Origin of the sequence: Couchioplanes azureus (genome assembly GCF_014648355.1) — a bacterium.
Taxonomy (GTDB): domain Bacteria; phylum Actinomycetota; class Actinomycetes; order Mycobacteriales; family Micromonosporaceae; genus Actinoplanes; species Actinoplanes azureus.
Genome location: NZ_BMQY01000009.1, coordinates 1 through 16173 on the forward strand (window position 1 = coordinate 1; position 16173 = coordinate 16173).

The window sequence follows — 16173 nt, forward strand, 5'->3', positions numbered from 1 at the left end:
GTCGGCGCGACCCTGCTGATCGCGGCGCTGTCGATGAGCGTGTGGGCGCACCACATGTTCGTCACCGGCCAGGTGCTGCTGCCGTTCTTCAGCTTCCTGAGCTTCCTGATCGCGGTGCCCACCGGCATGAAGTTCTTCGTGTGGATCGGCACGATGTGGCGCGGGCAGATCAGCTTCGAGTCGCCGATGCTCTTCGCGATCGGCTTCATGGTCACGTTCCTCTTCGGTGGCCTCTCCGGCGTGCTGCTGGCGGCCCCGCCGATCGACTTCCACGTGTCGGACTCGTACTTCGTCATCGCGCACTTCCACTACGTGCTGTTCGGCACGATCGTGTTCGCCGTGTTCTCCGGCATCTACTTCTGGTTCCCGAAGATGTTCGGCCGGATGCTCGACGACCGCCTCGGCAAGGTCCACTTCTGGCTGACCTTCCTCGGCTTCCACGGCACGTTCCTGGTGCAGCACTGGCTCGGCGCCGAGGGCTTCCCCCGCCGGTACGCCGACTACCAGGCCGACGACGGCTTCACCACGCTGAACATGATCTCGACCGTCGGCGCGTTCGTGCTCGGCGCCTCGACCCTGCCGTTCATCTACAACGTGTGGAAGTCGTACAAGGTCGGCCAGCTCGTCACGGTGGACGACCCGTGGGGCGCGGGCAACTCGCTGGAGTGGGCGACGTCCTGCCCGCCGCCGCTGCGCAACTTCGACCGCATGCCGCGCATCCGTTCGGAGCGCCCGGCGTTCGACGCCAAGTACCCGGAGCTGGCCGCCGGCGAGCAGTCCATCGCCGGCCCGCCCGAGGGCGGCGCCCGCCCGCTGACCGGCGAGTCCGACGGCGGCGCGACCTACCGGGAAGACGTGAGCGACCGCAAGTAACACCGAGGCGATCCTCGCACCGACGCAGCGAAGCCCGCTCCGGCGCCGACCCGGGGCGGGCTTCGCCGTGAGCTCCGTCAAATCCGTTGGGAATGTCGTACCCCTGGCGGACACTGTCGGGCGGAGGTTAGGACCGCAAATGACACTCACGCCTTACCGGGAGACGCTCGCCCTGCGCGGGATCCCGTCGTTGCTCATCGTCGCGACCCTCGCCCGGATCCCCGTCACCGCCGGCACGGTCGTGCTCACCCTGCACGTCACCCAGGATCTCCACCTCGGGTACGGCGCCGCCGGGCTGGTCGGCGCCGCCTTCACCATCGGTGGCTCGCTCGGCGCTCCCGTCCTGGGCCGGATCACCGACCGCAAGGGGCTGCGGCCCGTGCTGGTGCTCACCACCGCCGCCGAGGTGACGTTCTGGACGGCGGCGCAGTCCCTGCCGTACTGGACGCTCCTCGTCGCTGCCCTGATCGGCGGCTTCCTGACGCTGCCCGCGTTCTCGGTGGCCCGGCAGTCGATCGCGGCGCTGGCCCCCGAGTCGCATCGGCTGCCCGCCTTCGCGCTCGACTCGATCACCACCGAGCTGTCGTTCATGGCGGGGCCCGCCCTGGGCGTCCTGATCTCCACGACCGCGGGCGCGCGCGTCGCGATGTTCGCCGTCGGCGCCGGCATCCTGGCCTCCGGCCTCGGCCTCTACCTGCTCAACCCGCCGATCCGGGGCGAGGACGAGGCGCCGATCTCGGCCGGCGAACGGGTGCCCCGCAGCGCCTGGCTGCGACCCCGCCTGGTCGCCGTCCTGGCCGCCAGCAGCGCCGCCACCCTGGTGCTCAGCGGCACGGACGTCGCGGTGGTCGCCGTGCTCCAGCACTCCGGTGAGGTCCAGTGGACCGGGGCGGTGCTCGCCATGTGGGCCGCCTACTCGCTGCTGGGCGGCTTCGCGTACGGAACGGTCAAGCGGGGCCTGTCGCCGCTGCTCCTGCTGGCCCCGATGGCCCTGCTCACGATCCCCGTGGGCCTGGGCGGCGGTCACTGGTGGCTGCTCGGGTTGCTCCTGCTGCCCGCGGGCGCCCTGTGCGCCCCGACCATCACCGCGACGGCGGACGCGGTGAGCCGGCTGACCCCCGCCGCCGCCCGCGGCGAGGCGATGGGCTGGCACAACTCGTCCCTGACGGTGGGCGTCGCGCTGGGCGCACCGCTGGCGGGCGTGGTGATGGACGCCTCGTCCCCGGCCTGGGGCTTCGCGGCCGTCGGCGGGGTGGGGCTCGCGGTCGCCCTGCTGGTGCTCCCGGCGGAGCTCCGCCGCCGCGGCACCGAGCCCCCGGACGCCGCCGCGGAAGCCGGCGAAGGAGCGCAGGCCGCGGACGGCGTGGCGGCCCGGACCGGGGACGGCGTGGCGGTCCGGTCCGCGGACGGCGTGGCGGTCCGGTCCGCGGACGGCGTGGCGGTCCGGTCCGCGGACGGCGTGGCGGCCCGGGCCGGGGACGGAGTTTGGGAGCGCGGCGAGGCCGGTCCCGCCTGTGAGTTTCCGAGGCAGGACGACGAGCCGGTCCGGGCCCGCTGACCGCCCCTCGCGCGCCGGGCCGGGGCGGGGTCAGGGGGCGGTGATGACGACCGGCTCGCCCGTCGTCGTCACCGCGGCCTCCTCGAACTGCGTAAGGGCCGCCGCCGTGGTCGCGGGGGCCACGCCGGCCGTCAGGTCCAGCAGCACCGTGGTGGCGAAGCCCGCCGCCTTGGCGTCCAGCGCCGTCGCCCGTACGCAGTGGTCGGTCGCGATGCCCACCACGTCGACCTCGGTCACGCCGCGACCGCGCAGCCAGTCCGCCAGGCCCTCGCCGGAGTCGGTGTGGCCCTCGAAGCCGGAGTACGCCGCCGCGTGCTCGCCCTTGCGGAAGACCGCCTCCACCCGGTCGGTGACCAGTGCCGGGTGGAACTCCGAGCCGGGCGTGCCCACGACGCAGTGCGCCGGCCACGAGTCCACGAAGTCGGGGTGCGCGCTGAAATGCGCCCCCGGGTCGACGTGGTAGTCCTTCGTCGCCACGACGTGATCCCAGCGGTCCCCGGAGCCGGTGAGCGCCGAGGAGATGGCGGCCGCCACGCCGGCGCCGCCCTGGACGGCCAGCGAGCCGCCCTCGCAGAAGTCGTTCTGGACGTCAACGATGATCAAGGCGCGGGCCATGGTTCCTCCGGGATTCGGGCAGCGGTCAGGTGGTGGGGACGACCGTGACGGGAACGGCCGGGTCTCCGGCCGAGAGCTTGAGCCCCTCCCACGGGATCGAGATCAGGCACTGCCGCAGATGCTCGCGCGACTCCGCCAGCGTCGGCGCCTCGGCCACCTCGCCGCCCACCACGAAGGACCGCTGCAGCAGCCGGTCGTTCGGCTGGTGATCGGGCACGCCCTGGGAGACGACGATCTCCTCGGTGGCCGTGCCCGTGGGCTTGTGGCGGCGGATCGCCGTCTTGCGGCCGCCGACGGTCGCCTTGTTCTCCGAGCGCTTCACCACCGGCCGGCCCTCCACCTCGACCAGCTTGTAGACCAGCCCGGCCGTGGGCGCCCCGGAGCCGGTGACCACCGCCGTGCCCGCGCCGTACATGTCGACCGGTTCCGCGGCCAGGGTCGCGATCGCGTACTCGTCCATGTCGCCCGAAACGATGATCTTCGTCTCGGTGGCGCCGAGGGTGTCGAGCAGCTCGCGCGAGTGCTGGGCCAGGACCGACAGGTCGCCCGAGTCGATGCGGATCGCCCGCAGGTCCGGGCCCGCCACCGCGATGGCGTTGCGGATGCCCTGCGCGATGTCGTACGTGTCCACCAGCAGCGTCGTGTTCTTGCCCAGCGCCGCCACCTGCGAGGCGAACGCGGCCGGTTCGTCGTCGTGGAGCAGGGTGAAGGCGTGCGCGGACGTACCCGTGGTGGGAATGCCGTAGCGCCCGCCCGCCGCCAGGTTCGACGTGGACGCGAAACCCGCGAGGTAGGCCGCGCGGGCCGCGGCCACGGCGGCCTCCTCGTGCGTACGCCGGGAGCCCATCTCGATGATCGGCCTGCCCCGGGCGGCGGTGACCATCCGGGCGGCCGCCGAGGCGATCGCGCAGTCGTGGTTGAGCACCGACAGGATCAGCGTCTCCAGCACCACGCACTCGGCGAACCCGCCGGAGACGGTGAGGATCGGGGAGCCGGGGAAGAAGAGCTCGCCCTCGGCGTACCCGTCGATGTCGCCCGTGAACCGGTAGTCCGCGAGCCAGGATGCCGTGGTCTCGTCGACGATGCCCGCCTTCCGCAGGAAGGCCACGTCCTCGTCGGTGAAGCGGAAGTCGCGGACCAGCTCGATCAGCCGTCCCTGACCGGCGGCCACGCCGTAGCGGCGCCCGGTGGGCAGCCGGCGGGCGAACACCTCGAAGACGCTGCGGCGATGCGCCGTCCCGTCCCGCAGGGCCGCACTCACCATGGTCAGCTCGTAGTGATCGGTCAGCAGGGCCGGAGAGAACGCGGCAGTCACGAGTGCCTCCTCGACATGCCTTGCCGGCCGTTGCCGTCACGGCCGTTGCCGCGGAGAGGTGGGCGTAGCTCGGTGCAGTCAGTCACGCTGTGTCTCCTTGGCGTGCCTTCCTGGCCCTCGCCGTCACGGCCGTTGCCGCGGAGAGGTGGGCGTAGCTCGGTGCAGTCAGTCACGCCCCTACCTTATTGCGGCAGCAATCGCAGTGCGGGCGCCAGTTCGTTGCGGCCGCTGACGCCGAGCTTGGTGTAGACACGCTGTAGGTGATTCTCCACCGTGCGTGGTGAGAGGAAGAGCCGGTCGGCGATCTCGCGGCTGCGGACGCCGCTCGCCGCCAGCTCGGCCACCTGTCGCTCCCGGACGGTCAGCGTCGGCTGCACCGCCAGCAGCGCCGGCGTCCGCAGGGTCTCGCAGCGGGCCAGCAGATCGGCGAGCAGGGTGCTGGCACCGAGCGCCCGCGGATCCCGTTCGGTGCGGAAGATCTGGACCGCGCGCGCGGCCGCCTCGGCCGCGAAGACCTGATACCCGTGTACGGAGAGCTCGCGCGCCACCGCGAGGTGGGCCTCGCCGTCCGCGCCGGCGCACGCGTGGCGCACCAGCAGCGGGGTCGCCCGCCCGCCGACGGCCTCGGCGAGCTCGGCCATCCGGGCGGCGGCCAGCTCGGGGCTGCCGAGCCGGACGAGGTCGTAGAGCACCAGCAGCTCCACCGCGTGGAAGCCGGCCGTGCGCAGCCGCGCGGCGACGTCGAGCAGCACGCGTACGGCGGAGGCGAGATCCCCCGCGCAGGCGTGGGTCCAGGCCCGGGCCTGCTGCCGCCAGGCGTAGTAGAGGCCGGTGGCGTGGCCGGCGGCCGAGTCCGCGATCTCCAGCGACGACCGGGCCAGGGAGTGGTCGCCGCGCTGCGCCGCGACGGTGGCCCGGGCGACATGTGCGCAGCCGTCGTAGACGCGGGTCATGGCGAGCGCGGCGCAGGCCTGCTCCACCGCCCGCAACGCCTCGTCGGTGCGCCCGGACAACAACGCGGCCCGGGACTCCAGCAGCGACACCCAGCCCGAGCCGAACCCGAAGCCGCCCGTCTGGGCGAGGGCGGCGAACTCCGCGGTCACGATCCGGTCGATCGCCGGCAGGTCCAGCGAGACGCTGGCCAGGGTGCCCTCGCACATCTGGAGCGCGTACTGCAGGGCCGGGATGTCCCGCCGCCAGGCGGCGGGGTCGGCGCCGGCCGTCGTGAGCAGCTCCCGGGCGCCGTCGGGGTCGCCGGCGAGGGCCGCCAGGAAGGCCAGCACGCAGCGCGCCAGCCCGCGGGCGGGGACGCCCGCCGCCGGGTTGCCCAGGACGCCGACCGCGAGCTCCCGGGCCCGGGCGGCCTGGTCGCACTGCAGGCGGATGAAGGACTCGACGGCCCGTACGCGCGCCGCGTCGGCCGGGTCGGCGTGCACGGCGGCGGCGAGCGTGTCGGCGGCTTCCGGCCTGCCCAGGCCGAAGAACTCCACCGTCGCGCGGGCGGTGGTCCATCGGGCGCTGTCCTCCGGCGAGGCGTCCAGGACCGCCAGGGCCTCCTCGGGCTCGTCGGCGAAGAGCAGCGCCGTGGCGAGCAGCTCGGCGGCCGGGCCGGGCCTCGGGGCGCCGGACGTGGAAACGCGGCCGGGCCTGGCAGTGGGGCCGGGCGTGGAAACGCGGCCGGGTCTGGGGGCGAGGCCGGGTTTGGTAGCGGGGCCGGTCTTGGAAGCGAGGCCGGGTTTGGTAGCGGGGCCGGGTTTGGTAGCGGGGCCGGTCTTGGAAGCGGGGCCGGTCTTGGAAGCGGGGCCGGTCTTGGAAGCGGGGCCGGTCTTGGAAGCGGGGCCGGGATTCTGGGTGTCGGGGCGGGCGCCGGGTTCGCCGACGGCCAGGCCCGAGGCGGCTGGGCCGGGACTGGCCGGGCCGGAGGTGGCTGGGCCGGGGCCGGGGCTGGCCAGGCCGGGGGTGGCGTCGTGGGCGGCGGATGCCAGGCGGCGGGCCAGGGCGATGTCGAAGCGGGCGAAGGCCTGCGACGCCGCGTCGAGCAGGAGCGCGTCGTCCTGGGCCGTGCCGGAGTCGAGTCGCCAGACCGCGACCCGCAGCAGATCGTCGCGGCGCCGGGCGCCGACGGATTCCACCAGGTCGGCGAGGGTGGCCAGGAGCCGGCGGGCCCGGGTGACCGGGCAGCGGCGGCGCACCACCTCGCCGTAGAGCGGGTGGGCCAGGCTCACGTCGCGCCGGCGTTCGTCGCGGGTCACCCGGATCAGCCCGCGCTCCTCGGCGGCCTCGACGTCGGCCGGGTCCGCGGCACGCAACAGCAGCGGCAGGCCGATCGGCTCGCCGAAGGAGGTGAGCTCCAGGACGTCGCGGACCCCGGCCGTCAGGCTCCCGACCCGGGCGTCGACCAGCTCCGCCAGGCTCGGCGCCAGCATCAGGCGACCGGTCCAGCGCCAGAAACCGTACGCCTGGAGCAGCTCCCCGCCGCGGACCGCGGCCATGACCAGCTCGCGCAGCAGCAGTGGGTTGCCGCCGCCCAGCCGGCCGAGCCGTTGCGCGGACCCCGCCTCGACCGGTCCGCCGGTCAGGGCGGTGAGCAGCGCCTGCGACTCGTCGGTGGGCAGCGGGGCCAGCTCGGCGTGGCCGACGAGGCCCTCGGTCCACAGTGCCGAGATGGGCGGCGGCACCGGCTCGGAGGTCCGCAGGGTGGCGAGCAGCGTCGCTCCCTCGCGGACGAGCAGGTGCACCAGCGCCGCCGAGGGCGGATCGAGCAGGTGGGCGTCGTCGACGGCGAGCACGACCGGGCAGTCGCCGGCGGCGGCGTGCACGGCCTCGGCCGCCCACCGCAGCAACCCGGCGGGGGAGAGGCCGGCGGGCGGGTCCGGCGGCAGGATCTGGGCGAGGCCGCCGAACGGCAGCCCGGAGCTCGCGATGGTGGCCGAGGCGGAGAGGACCGCCCACTTGTCCCCCGGAAGGCCGGTGACCGCCTCCCGCAGCAACCGGCTCTTGCCGATGCCGGCAACGCCACTGAGGATCAGGCCGTGCTCGGACTGGCTGGTCGCGACGGTGCGGAGGCGGGCCAACTCGTCGGCGCGGCCGACGAATTCCCAGTGCTCCACGGGCTCAGCATATCGAGATCTATCATCCCCGCGGTGCCCCCGGTGCCCGCGTCCGGAATGAGTATGTGCGGGTAAAACGGTGAGTAATCCGACATCTGTCCCGAGCCGTTCCGGCCGTTTACGGTTCGGCGGTGCCGGCGCAACGTGCCCGGGCGTGCCTGGCGGGGCAGGCCCGGGCGCCCGCCCATCCTCGCCAGGGGCGGGCCAGGGTGCCCGCGCATCTCTGCCGGAGGGCGGGCCAGGGTACCCGCGCATCTTCGCCGGGGGCGGGCCCGGGCGCCTGCGCATCTTCGCCGGGGGCGGGCCCGCGCGCCTGCACTTCTTTGCGCCGGGAGCTGGCCCTGGCCGTCTCCACGTGTGCGGTGCGCCGGCGCTGACGACCGGCCGGGCGATCGCCGCCCGTGGCGGGCCGCTGGCGTCCTGTCGGACCGGGGGATCTGCGGGTTCGCCCTGGCGACCGGCGGCGCCGGGCACCGGGCCGGCGGGGTGGAACACGAGGTTCGCGCCGCGTCATCCCTCGGCGGCTGGACCCCAGCCCCGGGCGGCGTGGCACGATGGGGGCATGGCGTTGCCTCAGGTCGCTCCCGTCGAGACGCCGCAGATCGAGGAGGTGCCGGCTGATGACCGGCCGTGGGTGACCATCGTCTGGGACGATCCGGTCAATCTGATGTCGTACGTGACCTGGGTGTTCCAGAAGCTCTTCGGCTACAGCCACGAGAAGGCCGAGAAGCTCATGATGGACGTCCACAACAAGGGCAAGGCGATCGTCTCGTCCGGCGCGCGCGAGCGCATGGAGATGGACGCCTCCCAGCTTCACGGATACGGTCTGTGGGCGACGGTGGACCGCGCGTGACTTTTGAGCTTGGGTTCGATGCTAGGCGGGTGATCGGCTGATGTTCCGGCGCAACGGCAACCAATGCGTGGCCACCTTCGCCGTGGACGAGGTGCGGGTGCTGCGCAAGGTGGCCGGCGAGGTCGTCGGCCTGCTGATGGACGGCTTCGACCACACCGACCCCGTCGTCGCGCGGCTCTTTCCCGACACCTACCCCGACCGTCCCGACGACTCCGCCGAGTTCCGCCTCTACACCGAGGGGGACCTCAAGACGGGCAAGATCGACCAGGCGGGCGCGATCCTGGCCGCGCTGCCGGACGACGGCCCGGGCGAGGTGCGGCTGGACGGGGAGGAGGCCGAGGCCTGGCTGCGCGCGATCAACGACGCCCGGCTGGCCATGGCCACCCGGCTCGACATCCAGTCCGACACCGACCTCGGCGAGGAGCTCGACGAGGCCGTGATCCACGATCCCGGGTCCAGCCGGGTCTTCCAGCTTTCCGTGTACGCGTACCTGGGCTATCTCCAGGAGTCCCTGCTCAACGCCCTTCCGGAGATCGAGCAGGCGTAGCGCGTGACCACCGCCACGCCCGCGGTCCCGGCCCGTCGCGGTAATGTGAACGTCGTGCTGACCATCGACAGCGCGATCATCGAAGCGATCGTCGCCCACGCTCGCCGGGACCACCCCGACGAGGCCTGCGGCGTGGTCGCCGGCCCGATCGGCAGCGACCTGCCGACCCGGCACATCGCCATGGACAACGCGGCGCGTTCGATGACGTTCTACGAGTTCGACTCGATGGAGCAGCTGCGGGTGTGGCGCGAGATGGACGACAACGACGAGGAGCCGGTCGTCATCTACCACTCGCACACCGCGACCGAGGCCTATCCGTCCCGCACGGATATCTCTTTCGCCGGTGAGCCGGGTGCCCACTACCTGCTCGTCTCGACCCGTGAACCGGATTCCGAGGAGATCCGCTCGTTCCGTATCGTGGACGGTGTGGTGACCGAGGAAAAGGTCAACATCGTGGATGCGACGGTGGACGCGTGAGGAAGAGTGCGGACGGGTTCGCCGTCCAGTCGTACATGTTCGGGCAGAGCCCTGCGTCGGTCTATTACGAGTGTCGCTGAGCGACGACTCCCGACCTGTCCCGAACGTCTTTTCGACACCCTCTTTCTGCTAGGAGCCCACAACCATGGCTATCGAAGTTCGCGTTCCGACCATTCTGCGCACGTACACCGGCGGCTCGAAGGTCGTCGAGGGGTCCGGTGACACTCTGTCCCGCCTGATCGACGACCTGGACGCCAAGCACTCGGGCATCAAGCAGCGGCTCATCACCCCCGAGGGCGGCCTGCACCGCTTCGTCAACATCTACGTCAACGACGAGGACGTCCGCTTCCTCGGCGCGCTCGACGCCCAGGTCAACGACGGTGACTCCGTCACCATCCTGCCCGCCGTGGCCGGCGGCGCGCTCGGCTTCGTCGCCGCCGCCGCACTGCTCGGCCGCCCCTTCACCGAAGGCCAGTAATCCGATGGCTCGCTACGAGAGCCTTCTGGACGCCTGCGGGGGCACGCCGCTCGTCGGCCTGCCCCGGCTCGCACCGACGGTGCCCGAGGGGGCGCCGCCGGTGCGGCTGTGGGCGAAGCTCGAGGACCGCAACCCGACGGGCAGCATCAAGGACCGGCCGGCGCTGTTCATGGTGCGCGAGGCGGAGGAGTCCGGCCGCCTCCGCCCGGGCGACACGATCCTCGAACCCACCAGCGGCAACACCGGCATCTCGCTGGCCATGGTCGCCAAGACGCGCGGCTACCGGCTGGTCTGCGTGATGCCCGAGAACGTGTCCGCGGAGCGCGTCCAGCTCCTCCGCATGTACGGCGCGGAGATCATCTTCTCGCCCGCGGCGGGCGGCTCCAACCAGGCGGTCGCCGTCGCCAAGCAGATCGCGACGGAGCACCCGGACTGGGTGATGCTCTTCCAGTACGGCAACGCCGCGAACGCCCGGGCCCACTACGAGACGACCGGCCCGGAGCTGCTGCACGACCTGCCGACGATCACCCACTTCGTGGCCGGCCTGGGCACCACCGGCACGCTCATGGGCACCGGCCGCTACCTGCGGGAGAAGGTCGACGGCATCCAGATCGTCGCGGCGGAGCCCCGCTACGGCGAGCTGGTGTACGGCCTGCGCAACATCGACGAGGGCTACGTCCCCGAGCTCTACGACGCCACGGTGCTGACCCGGCGCTTCTCGGTCGGCACCCGGGACGCGGTCCTGCGCACCCGCCAGCTCGTCGAGGTCGAGGGCATCTTCGCGGGCTTCTCCAGCGGCGCCATCCTGCACGCGGCGCTCGCGGTGGCCCACGAGGCGGTCCGGGAGGGCCGGCGGGCGGACGTGGCCTTCGTGGTCGCCGACGCGGGCTGGAAATACCTCTCGACCGGCGCATATGGCGGCACCCTCTCCGACGCCGAGGACGCCCTCGAAGGTCAGCTCTGGGCCTGAGAGCCGGACGCCGCCAGGTGTGAGGCCGCCGAACCGGGGGCCGGAGCGGCCGGCTCCGGGCGAGGCGGCGGACTGCCGGGCCGGTGTCCGCCTGCCCGCGTCGGCGTCAGGCGGCCGGTCGGTGCGGTCCACGTGTCAGGCGGCCGGGATCCGTGTGGGACCGCCGCGCCGGGACAAACCGGGCCGGAGCGGACCGGGACACGGCCGTCTGAATCCACGATCGCGGCCGCTGTGTGGGGGCCGCCGGGGCGGGGTGGACGCCGCCCGGCCCGGGGTACGTCCCGGTTGCGGCCGGACGGCTTCAGTAGGCCACCGCGAGCATCACGTCCACGATCAGCGGCACGGCCGCGGAGATCAGCAGGAGCCACGGCAGGAGCCGCCGGTGGATCGACAGGAACGCGCCCACCGACAATGCCACGCTCACCATGCCGAGGAAGGCCAGAACCCACGTGTACCAGCCGGGCACCCCGCCGCCGATCTGCGACAGCAGGCCGCGTACGCCGACACCCACGCCGGCCAGGCCCAGCAGCGCCGAGTAGATCGACATGCCGAGCAGCCGGCGGGTGCCGGGAGCCGGGTCGTCGGCGGCGGGGAAGCGGAACAGGGCCTCCTCGCCGGCGGCCGGCGGGGCGGCCGGGCGGACCGGTTCCCAGCCGAAGGGCACGACCTCCGGCGCCGCCACCTCGGGTGCCTTGGTGGCGTGGTCCACGTCCGTCGTCGTCACTTTTCGCCCCTTTGCATTTGCCCCGTCTGTCCCCTTCACGGTGTGCAACGGATGGAACTCACGAGGCGTAACGCGACCGGAAATGACCCAGCTCACGCCCGGTGTGACATACGTTGTCGATTTAGCGACAAATCGATCAGACGTTTACGTGACGCGCTGGTCCCGGCGTAGGCTGCGCAGCGTGATTGACTGGTCTGCAATATTTGCCGGTGGTCAGTCGGCAAAGAAGTGGACGACCGAGTGTGAACCAGAGGGACCCGCATGCGACTGACCGTTCTCGGCTGTGCCGGCAGTTTCCCCGGCCCCGAGTCGGCCTGTTCCGCCTACCTCGTGGAGGCCGACGGCTTCCGGCTGCTGATCGACTTCGGCTCCGGCTCACTGTCCGCGCTGCAGCGCTACGCGGGCATCGACGCCGTCGACGCGATCCTGCTGACCCACCTGCACTGCGATCACATGCTCGACGCCTGCACGTACGTGGTGGTCCGCCGCTATGCGCCCGGCGGGCCGCTGCCTCCGCTGCCGGTCTACGCGCCGATGGGCGCCGCCGAGCGCATCTCCGCGGCCTACAGCGCCGACAACGAGCCCGTCGACGACGTCTACACCTTCTATGCCCTGCAGCCCGGCACGTTCCCGATCGGCCCGTTCACCGTCACCGCCGACCGGGTCAACCACCCCATCGAAACCTATGGCGTACGGGTGGAGCACAACGGCCGCGTCCTCGCCTACTCGTCGGACACCGCGCCCTGCGAGCCGTTGCTGCGCCTGGCGCAGGGCGCCGATCTGTTCCTCTGTGAGGCGAGTTACCTCGACGGCGTGGCCAACCCGCCCGACCTGCACCTGACCGGCGGCGAGGCGGGCGAGGCCGCCACCAAGGCCGACGTCGCCCGCCTGCTGCTGACCCATCTGGTTCCCGCCTGGGCCTCGGAAGCCTCTACTGTGGAGGCGGCGTGCGCCGCTTACGCGGGTCCGGTGGAGGTGGTCCGGCCCGGGGCCCGCTACGATCTGTGAGCCGAGGGGACGGCACCAGAGCGCCATCGATTCGATCGTGACCTTGGAGTGCCCTGCATGACCGGTGGATCAGTGGGCGGGCGCGGGCTGCGCATCGTCCGACTGGCGAACTTCGTCTCACCTCGCTCCGGCGGTCTGCGGACGGCCCTGCGCCACCTCGGCGAGGGCTACCGCCAGGCGGGGCACGAGCCGATTCTGATCATGCCGGGCCGCGCGCACTCCGACGAGATGACCGAGCAGGGCCGCGTCATCACGCTGCCGGGTCATCACCTGCCGCGCACGGGCGGCTACCGCGTCCTCGCGGGCCGCCGCCGGCTCGCCCGGCTGCTCGACGAGCTCGCGCCGGACCGCCTCGAGGTGTCCGACCAGGCCACCCTGCGCTGGACCGGCCGCTGGGCGCGCGAGCGCGGCGTGGGGTCGATGATGGTGTCCCACGAGAGCCTGGCGGGCCTGCTGGGCGTCTGGGGCATGCCGCACCGCGACGCGCTCGCCGACCGGCTCAACCGGCGTACGGCGGAGTCGTTCGACCAGATCGTCTGCACCACCGCCTTCGCCGCCGCGGAGTTCCGCCGCCTCGGCGTGCCCAACCTGGTGGAGATCCCGCTCGGGGTGAACCTGCGCCAGTTCCACCCGGGCCGCCGCGACCCGGCCCTGCGCGAGCGGTACGCCCGGCCCGACGAGCTGCTGGTCGTCTACTGCAGCCGGCTCTCCGCGGACAAGCGCCCCGAGCTCGCGGTGGACACCGTGGCCGCGCTGCGCGCCGCCAAGGCGCCCGCCGTGCTGGTGATGGCCGGCGACGGGTCGCGGCGGGCCGCGCTGGCCTACCGTGCGGCCCGGCTGCCGGTGCGCTTCGCGGGACACATCACCGACCGTGACGCCGTCGCCGCGCTGCTCGCCAGCGCGGACGTGGCCCTGGCGCCCGGGCCGGTGGAGACGTTCGGGCTCGCCGCCCTGGAGGCGCTGGCGTGCGGCACGCCGGTGGTGGTCGACCGGGCCAGCGCGCTCCCCGAGGTCGTGGGCCGGGCCGGGATGGCCGTGCCGGGCACGCCGGAGGACTTCGCCGCGGGCGTACGCAATCTGATGGAGCGTCCCGAGACGGAGCGCCGCGCCGCCGCACGGGCCCGGGCCGAGCTGTTCGGATGGCCGCAGGCAGTCGACGGCTTCCTGCGGGCCCACGGGACGTCGCCGGCGCCGCGGCCGGTGGTCGCCCGGCAGAGCCCGCGGACGCTGCGACCCGCGGTTCCGGTCGGCGCGCCCGGCGACAGCCTCTGACGAGCGCGTTGTCCGCAGGATCCTGCGGGCGAGTTGTCCACAGGATCTGGCGGGCGCTGGTGTCCACAGGCCCTGACGGGCGCGTTGTCCACAGGCTCGGCACCCGGCGGCGCGAAGAGGTCACCGTCCGCCTAGGCTCTTGGCCATGGCACGCCCCGACGGCCGAGCGCCGGATCAACTCCGTCCCGTGACCCTCACCCGCCGGTGGAGCATCCATCCGGAGGGATCGGTGCTCGTCGAGTTCGGCGACACCCGCGTGCTCTGCACGGCCAGCGTGACCGAGGGGGTCCCGCGCTGGCGCAAGGGTTCCGGGCTCGGCTGGGTCACCGCCGAATACGCGATGCTGCCGCGCGCCACCAACACCCGCGGCGACCGGGAGAGCGTCAAGGGCAAGGTCGGCGGCCGGACCCAGGAGATCTCCCGGCTGATCGGGCGCAGCCTGCGGGCCTGCATCGACCTCAAGGCGCTCGGTGAGAATTCCATCGTCCTCGACTGCGACGTGCTGCAGGCCGACGGCGGCACCCGGACGGCGGCCATCACCGGGGCCTATGTCGCGCTCCACGACGCCGTCACCTGGCTTGCCGACCGCAAGTCGCTGGCCGGCAAGCCGGCCGCGGTCGTGCACCGCTCGATCCAGGCGGTCAGCGTCGGCATCATCGCCGGCGAACCCCGCCTCGACCTCATGTATGCCGAGGACGTCGCCGCCGACGTCGACATGAACGTCGTCTGCACCGGCGACGGCGACTTCGTCGAGGTCCAGGGCACCGGCGAGGCGAACGTGTTCCGCCGTGACCAGCTCGACGCCCTGCTCGACCTCGGCGTCCTCGGCTGCGCGGAGCTCGCCGCCGCCCAGCAGAAGGCCCTCGCGTCGTGACCGCCCGCCTGCTGCTGGCCACGGCCAACGAGAAGAAGCTCGTCGAGCTGCAGCGCATCCTCGACGTCGCGCTCGGCGCGGGCGGCATCGAGCTGGTCGGCCTCGGCGACTTCCCGAACTATCCGGACGTTCCCGAGACCGGCCTGACCTTCGGCGAGAACGCGCTGATCAAGGCCCGCGAGGGCGTTTCCCGCACCGGCCTGCCTACGATCGCCGACGACTCCGGCCTGAGCGTCGACGCGCTCAACGGCATGCCGGGTGTCTTCAGCGCCCGCTGGTCCGGCGGCCACGGCGACGACCGGGCCAACCTCGACCTCGTCCTGGCGCAGATCAGCGACGTCCCCGACGGCCACCGCGGCGGCGCCTTCGTCTGCGCGGCGGCCCTGGTGCTGCCCAACGGCCGCGAGCACCTCGTCGAGGGCCGGCAGCGCGGCCAGATCCTGCGTTCCCGCCGCGGCACCGGCGGTTTCGGCTACGACCCGGTCTTCCTCGGCGAGGGCCAGGAGCGCACCAACGCGGAGCTGTCCCCGGTGGAGAAGGACGCCATCAGCCACCGCGGCAAGGCCTTCCGCGAGCTTGCCAAGGTGATCGCCAAGGAACTGACCCGCTGACCCGTCGGCGGGTCAGGCGGCGGTGCGCAGTGCCGTGATCAAGGCGTCGGCGGGTGTGCTGGCCGGGCGGTCGCTCACCTGCCCGTCGCCGATCTCGACCATCCGCCAGCCGCCGTCGGCGTGCCGGACCAGGTCCGCGGTCACGAACGGCAGGTCCAGTCCGGCGATCAGCGGTGCGAAGGCCGCCGGGTCGACATCGGCCGGTGGCTGCTCGCCGGGGGTGTCCGGATGGGCGGTGACCAGCCGGCAGACGCCGCCGATCCACCACGTGCGCACCTCCGCGCCGGTGAAGGGCTCGAAGCGGCGCAGGACGAAGCCGCCGGCGAAATCGTCGGCGCGCAGCTCCCGGAACCGGCTCGCGACCCGCCACGCGGCGTCCGCGTCGGCGACGTCGGGGATGAACGCGGCCTCGTCCCAGTGGTGCTTCATCGACTTGGTGTAGTCGCGCAGCACGGCCGGACCGGACGCCAGGGCGGCGAGCGCTTCCTCGAAGCCGGACCGCTCGGCTCCCTGCGTCCACACCGCCTCCGGAGTCGCCGCCCGCACCGCGGCGTACCAACCGGGAAGCTCGTGTCCGCGCCGATACTGCTCGGCGCTCGTCCGCAGCACCACGTCGCGGGCCGCCAGCGCCGTCGCCAGCGCCGCGTACTGCTCCGCGCGCAGCATCCATCCGCGGTAGACGGCGTCGCGACCGGCCGGCACCCGGGCGACCGCCGCGGCGTGGTCCCCGCCCCGGGTGAAGGCGTCATGGTCGACGACGGCGACCTCGAGGCAGGCCGCACGGGCCGCCGAAGCCTCGGCCGCGAAGTGTTCGTCCGGCCGGCGGGGCCGGAGCGGATCCCCGGGTACGAGCAGCAGCATGCGTCCATGATCGATGAGCCGCCGGTG

Annotated in this window: 15 protein-coding genes and 1 pseudogene; 11 read left to right on the top strand and 5 right to left on the bottom strand. The window is 73.1% G+C overall.

The window, feature by feature from the left end; all coding sequences use genetic code 11:
• Together IEY99_RS26420 and IEY99_RS26425 are read left to right on the top strand one after the other, a co-directional pair.
• On the top strand, positions 1–873 hold an 873-nt coding region (locus IEY99_RS26420; protein WP_189206797.1), incomplete at its 5' end, for a cytochrome c oxidase subunit I.
• Between the two features lie 139 nt (positions 874–1012).
• Positions 1013–2431 carry an MFS transporter gene (locus tag IEY99_RS26425; RefSeq protein WP_189206798.1) on the top strand — a complete coding sequence of 473 codons (1419 nt, stop codon included), beginning with the start codon at positions 1013–1015 and terminating at the stop codon, positions 2429–2431.
• Between the two features lie 30 nt (positions 2432–2461).
• Here IEY99_RS26425 and IEY99_RS26430 read toward each other — a convergent pair whose 3' ends face one another.
• The 3 genes from IEY99_RS26430 to IEY99_RS34525 form a co-directional block, all read right to left on the bottom strand.
• Positions 2462–3046 carry an isochorismatase family protein gene (locus IEY99_RS26430; protein WP_189206799.1) on the bottom strand — a complete coding sequence of 195 codons (585 nt, stop codon included), beginning with the start codon at positions 3044–3046 and terminating at the stop codon, positions 2462–2464.
• Positions 3047–3071: 25 nt separating this feature from the next.
• Positions 3072–4361, bottom strand: a complete 1290-nt coding sequence (locus IEY99_RS26435) for a nicotinate phosphoribosyltransferase (RefSeq protein WP_189206800.1) — start codon at positions 4359–4361, stop codon at positions 3072–3074.
• A gap of 182 nt (positions 4362–4543) precedes the next feature.
• Positions 4544–7471 carry a helix-turn-helix transcriptional regulator gene (locus IEY99_RS34525; protein ID WP_229799272.1) on the bottom strand — a complete coding sequence of 976 codons (2928 nt, stop codon included), beginning with the start codon at positions 7469–7471 and terminating at the stop codon, positions 4544–4546.
• 562 nt (positions 7472–8033) lie between these two features.
• Here IEY99_RS34525 and clpS point away from each other — a divergent pair.
• The 5 genes and pseudogenes from clpS to IEY99_RS26470 all read left to right on the top strand — a co-directional run bounded on the left by clpS (position 8034) and on the right by IEY99_RS26470 (position 10796).
• Positions 8034–8324: an ATP-dependent Clp protease adapter ClpS gene (gene clpS / locus IEY99_RS26450; RefSeq protein WP_189206801.1), complete on the top strand. Its 291-nt coding sequence runs from the start codon at positions 8034–8036 to the stop codon at positions 8322–8324.
• A gap of 40 nt (positions 8325–8364) precedes the next feature.
• Positions 8365–8871: a DUF2017 domain-containing protein gene (locus IEY99_RS26455; protein WP_189206802.1), complete on the top strand. Its 507-nt coding sequence runs from the start codon at positions 8365–8367 to the stop codon at positions 8869–8871.
• A gap of 54 nt (positions 8872–8925) precedes the next feature.
• Positions 8926–9428, top strand: a pseudogene (locus IEY99_RS26460) (M67 family metallopeptidase).
• A gap of 65 nt (positions 9429–9493) precedes the next feature.
• The gene (locus tag IEY99_RS26465; protein ID WP_189206803.1) at positions 9494–9826 is read left to right on the top strand and encodes a MoaD/ThiS family protein; all 333 of its coding nucleotides are present in this window, start codon (positions 9494–9496) and stop codon (positions 9824–9826) included.
• Between the two features lie 4 nt (positions 9827–9830).
• The gene (locus IEY99_RS26470; RefSeq protein ID WP_189206804.1) at positions 9831–10796 is read left to right on the top strand and encodes a PLP-dependent cysteine synthase family protein; all 966 of its coding nucleotides are present in this window, start codon (positions 9831–9833) and stop codon (positions 10794–10796) included.
• A gap of 301 nt (positions 10797–11097) precedes the next feature.
• On the opposite strand, the gene IEY99_RS26475 is transcribed toward IEY99_RS26470, so the two are convergent.
• The gene (locus IEY99_RS26475; protein ID WP_229799273.1) at positions 11098–11520 is read right to left on the bottom strand and encodes a hypothetical protein; all 423 of its coding nucleotides are present in this window, start codon (positions 11518–11520) and stop codon (positions 11098–11100) included.
• A gap of 261 nt (positions 11521–11781) precedes the next feature.
• On the opposite strand from IEY99_RS26475, the gene IEY99_RS26480 reads away from it, so the two are divergent.
• From IEY99_RS26480 to rdgB, 4 genes are all read left to right on the top strand, one after another.
• Complete coding sequence (locus IEY99_RS26480) at positions 11782–12528, top strand: MBL fold metallo-hydrolase (protein WP_189206805.1); 747 nt, start codon at positions 11782–11784, stop codon at positions 12526–12528.
• A gap of 57 nt (positions 12529–12585) precedes the next feature.
• The gene (locus IEY99_RS26485; protein ID WP_189206806.1) at positions 12586–13800 is read left to right on the top strand and encodes a glycosyltransferase; all 1215 of its coding nucleotides are present in this window, start codon (positions 12586–12588) and stop codon (positions 13798–13800) included.
• Between the two features lie 145 nt (positions 13801–13945).
• Positions 13946–14674, top strand: a complete 729-nt coding sequence (rph, locus tag IEY99_RS26490) for a ribonuclease PH (protein WP_189206807.1) — start codon at positions 13946–13948, stop codon at positions 14672–14674.
• Positions 14671–15285 (top strand): RdgB/HAM1 family non-canonical purine NTP pyrophosphatase, encoded by a 615-nt coding sequence (rdgB, locus tag IEY99_RS26495; protein WP_189206808.1) that lies wholly within the window; start codon positions 14671–14673, stop codon positions 15283–15285. Before rph ends, rdgB begins: the two co-directional genes overlap by 4 nt.
• 12 nt (positions 15286–15297) lie before the next feature.
• Here the strand turns inward: rdgB and IEY99_RS26500 are convergent, their stop codons facing one another.
• Positions 15298–16146 carry an ATP-grasp domain-containing protein gene (locus IEY99_RS26500; RefSeq protein ID WP_189206809.1) on the bottom strand — a complete coding sequence of 283 codons (849 nt, stop codon included), beginning with the start codon at positions 16144–16146 and terminating at the stop codon, positions 15298–15300.
• Positions 16147–16173 lie beyond the last annotated feature (27 nt).

Coding starts and splice junctions, on each gene's coding strand:
- IEY99_RS26425 (WP_189206798.1), top strand. CDS start 1,013: ATGACACTCACGCCTTACCGGGAGACGCTCGCCCTGCGCGGGATCCCG.
- IEY99_RS26430 (WP_189206799.1), bottom strand. CDS start 3,046: ATGGCCCGCGCCTTGATCATCGTTGACGTCCAGAACGACTTCTGCGAG.
- clpS (WP_189206801.1), top strand. CDS start 8,034: ATGGCGTTGCCTCAGGTCGCTCCCGTCGAGACGCCGCAGATCGAGGAG.
- IEY99_RS26455 (WP_189206802.1), top strand. CDS start 8,365: ATGTTCCGGCGCAACGGCAACCAATGCGTGGCCACCTTCGCCGTGGAC.
- IEY99_RS26465 (WP_189206803.1), top strand. CDS start 9,494: ATGGCTATCGAAGTTCGCGTTCCGACCATTCTGCGCACGTACACCGGC.
- IEY99_RS26470 (WP_189206804.1), top strand. CDS start 9,831: ATGGCTCGCTACGAGAGCCTTCTGGACGCCTGCGGGGGCACGCCGCTC.
- IEY99_RS26480 (WP_189206805.1), top strand. CDS start 11,782: ATGCGACTGACCGTTCTCGGCTGTGCCGGCAGTTTCCCCGGCCCCGAG.
- IEY99_RS26485 (WP_189206806.1), top strand. CDS start 12,586: ATGACCGGTGGATCAGTGGGCGGGCGCGGGCTGCGCATCGTCCGACTG.
- rph (WP_189206807.1), top strand. CDS start 13,946: ATGGCACGCCCCGACGGCCGAGCGCCGGATCAACTCCGTCCCGTGACC.
- IEY99_RS26500 (WP_189206809.1), bottom strand. CDS start 16,146: ATGCTGCTGCTCGTACCCGGGGATCCGCTCCGGCCCCGCCGGCCGGAC.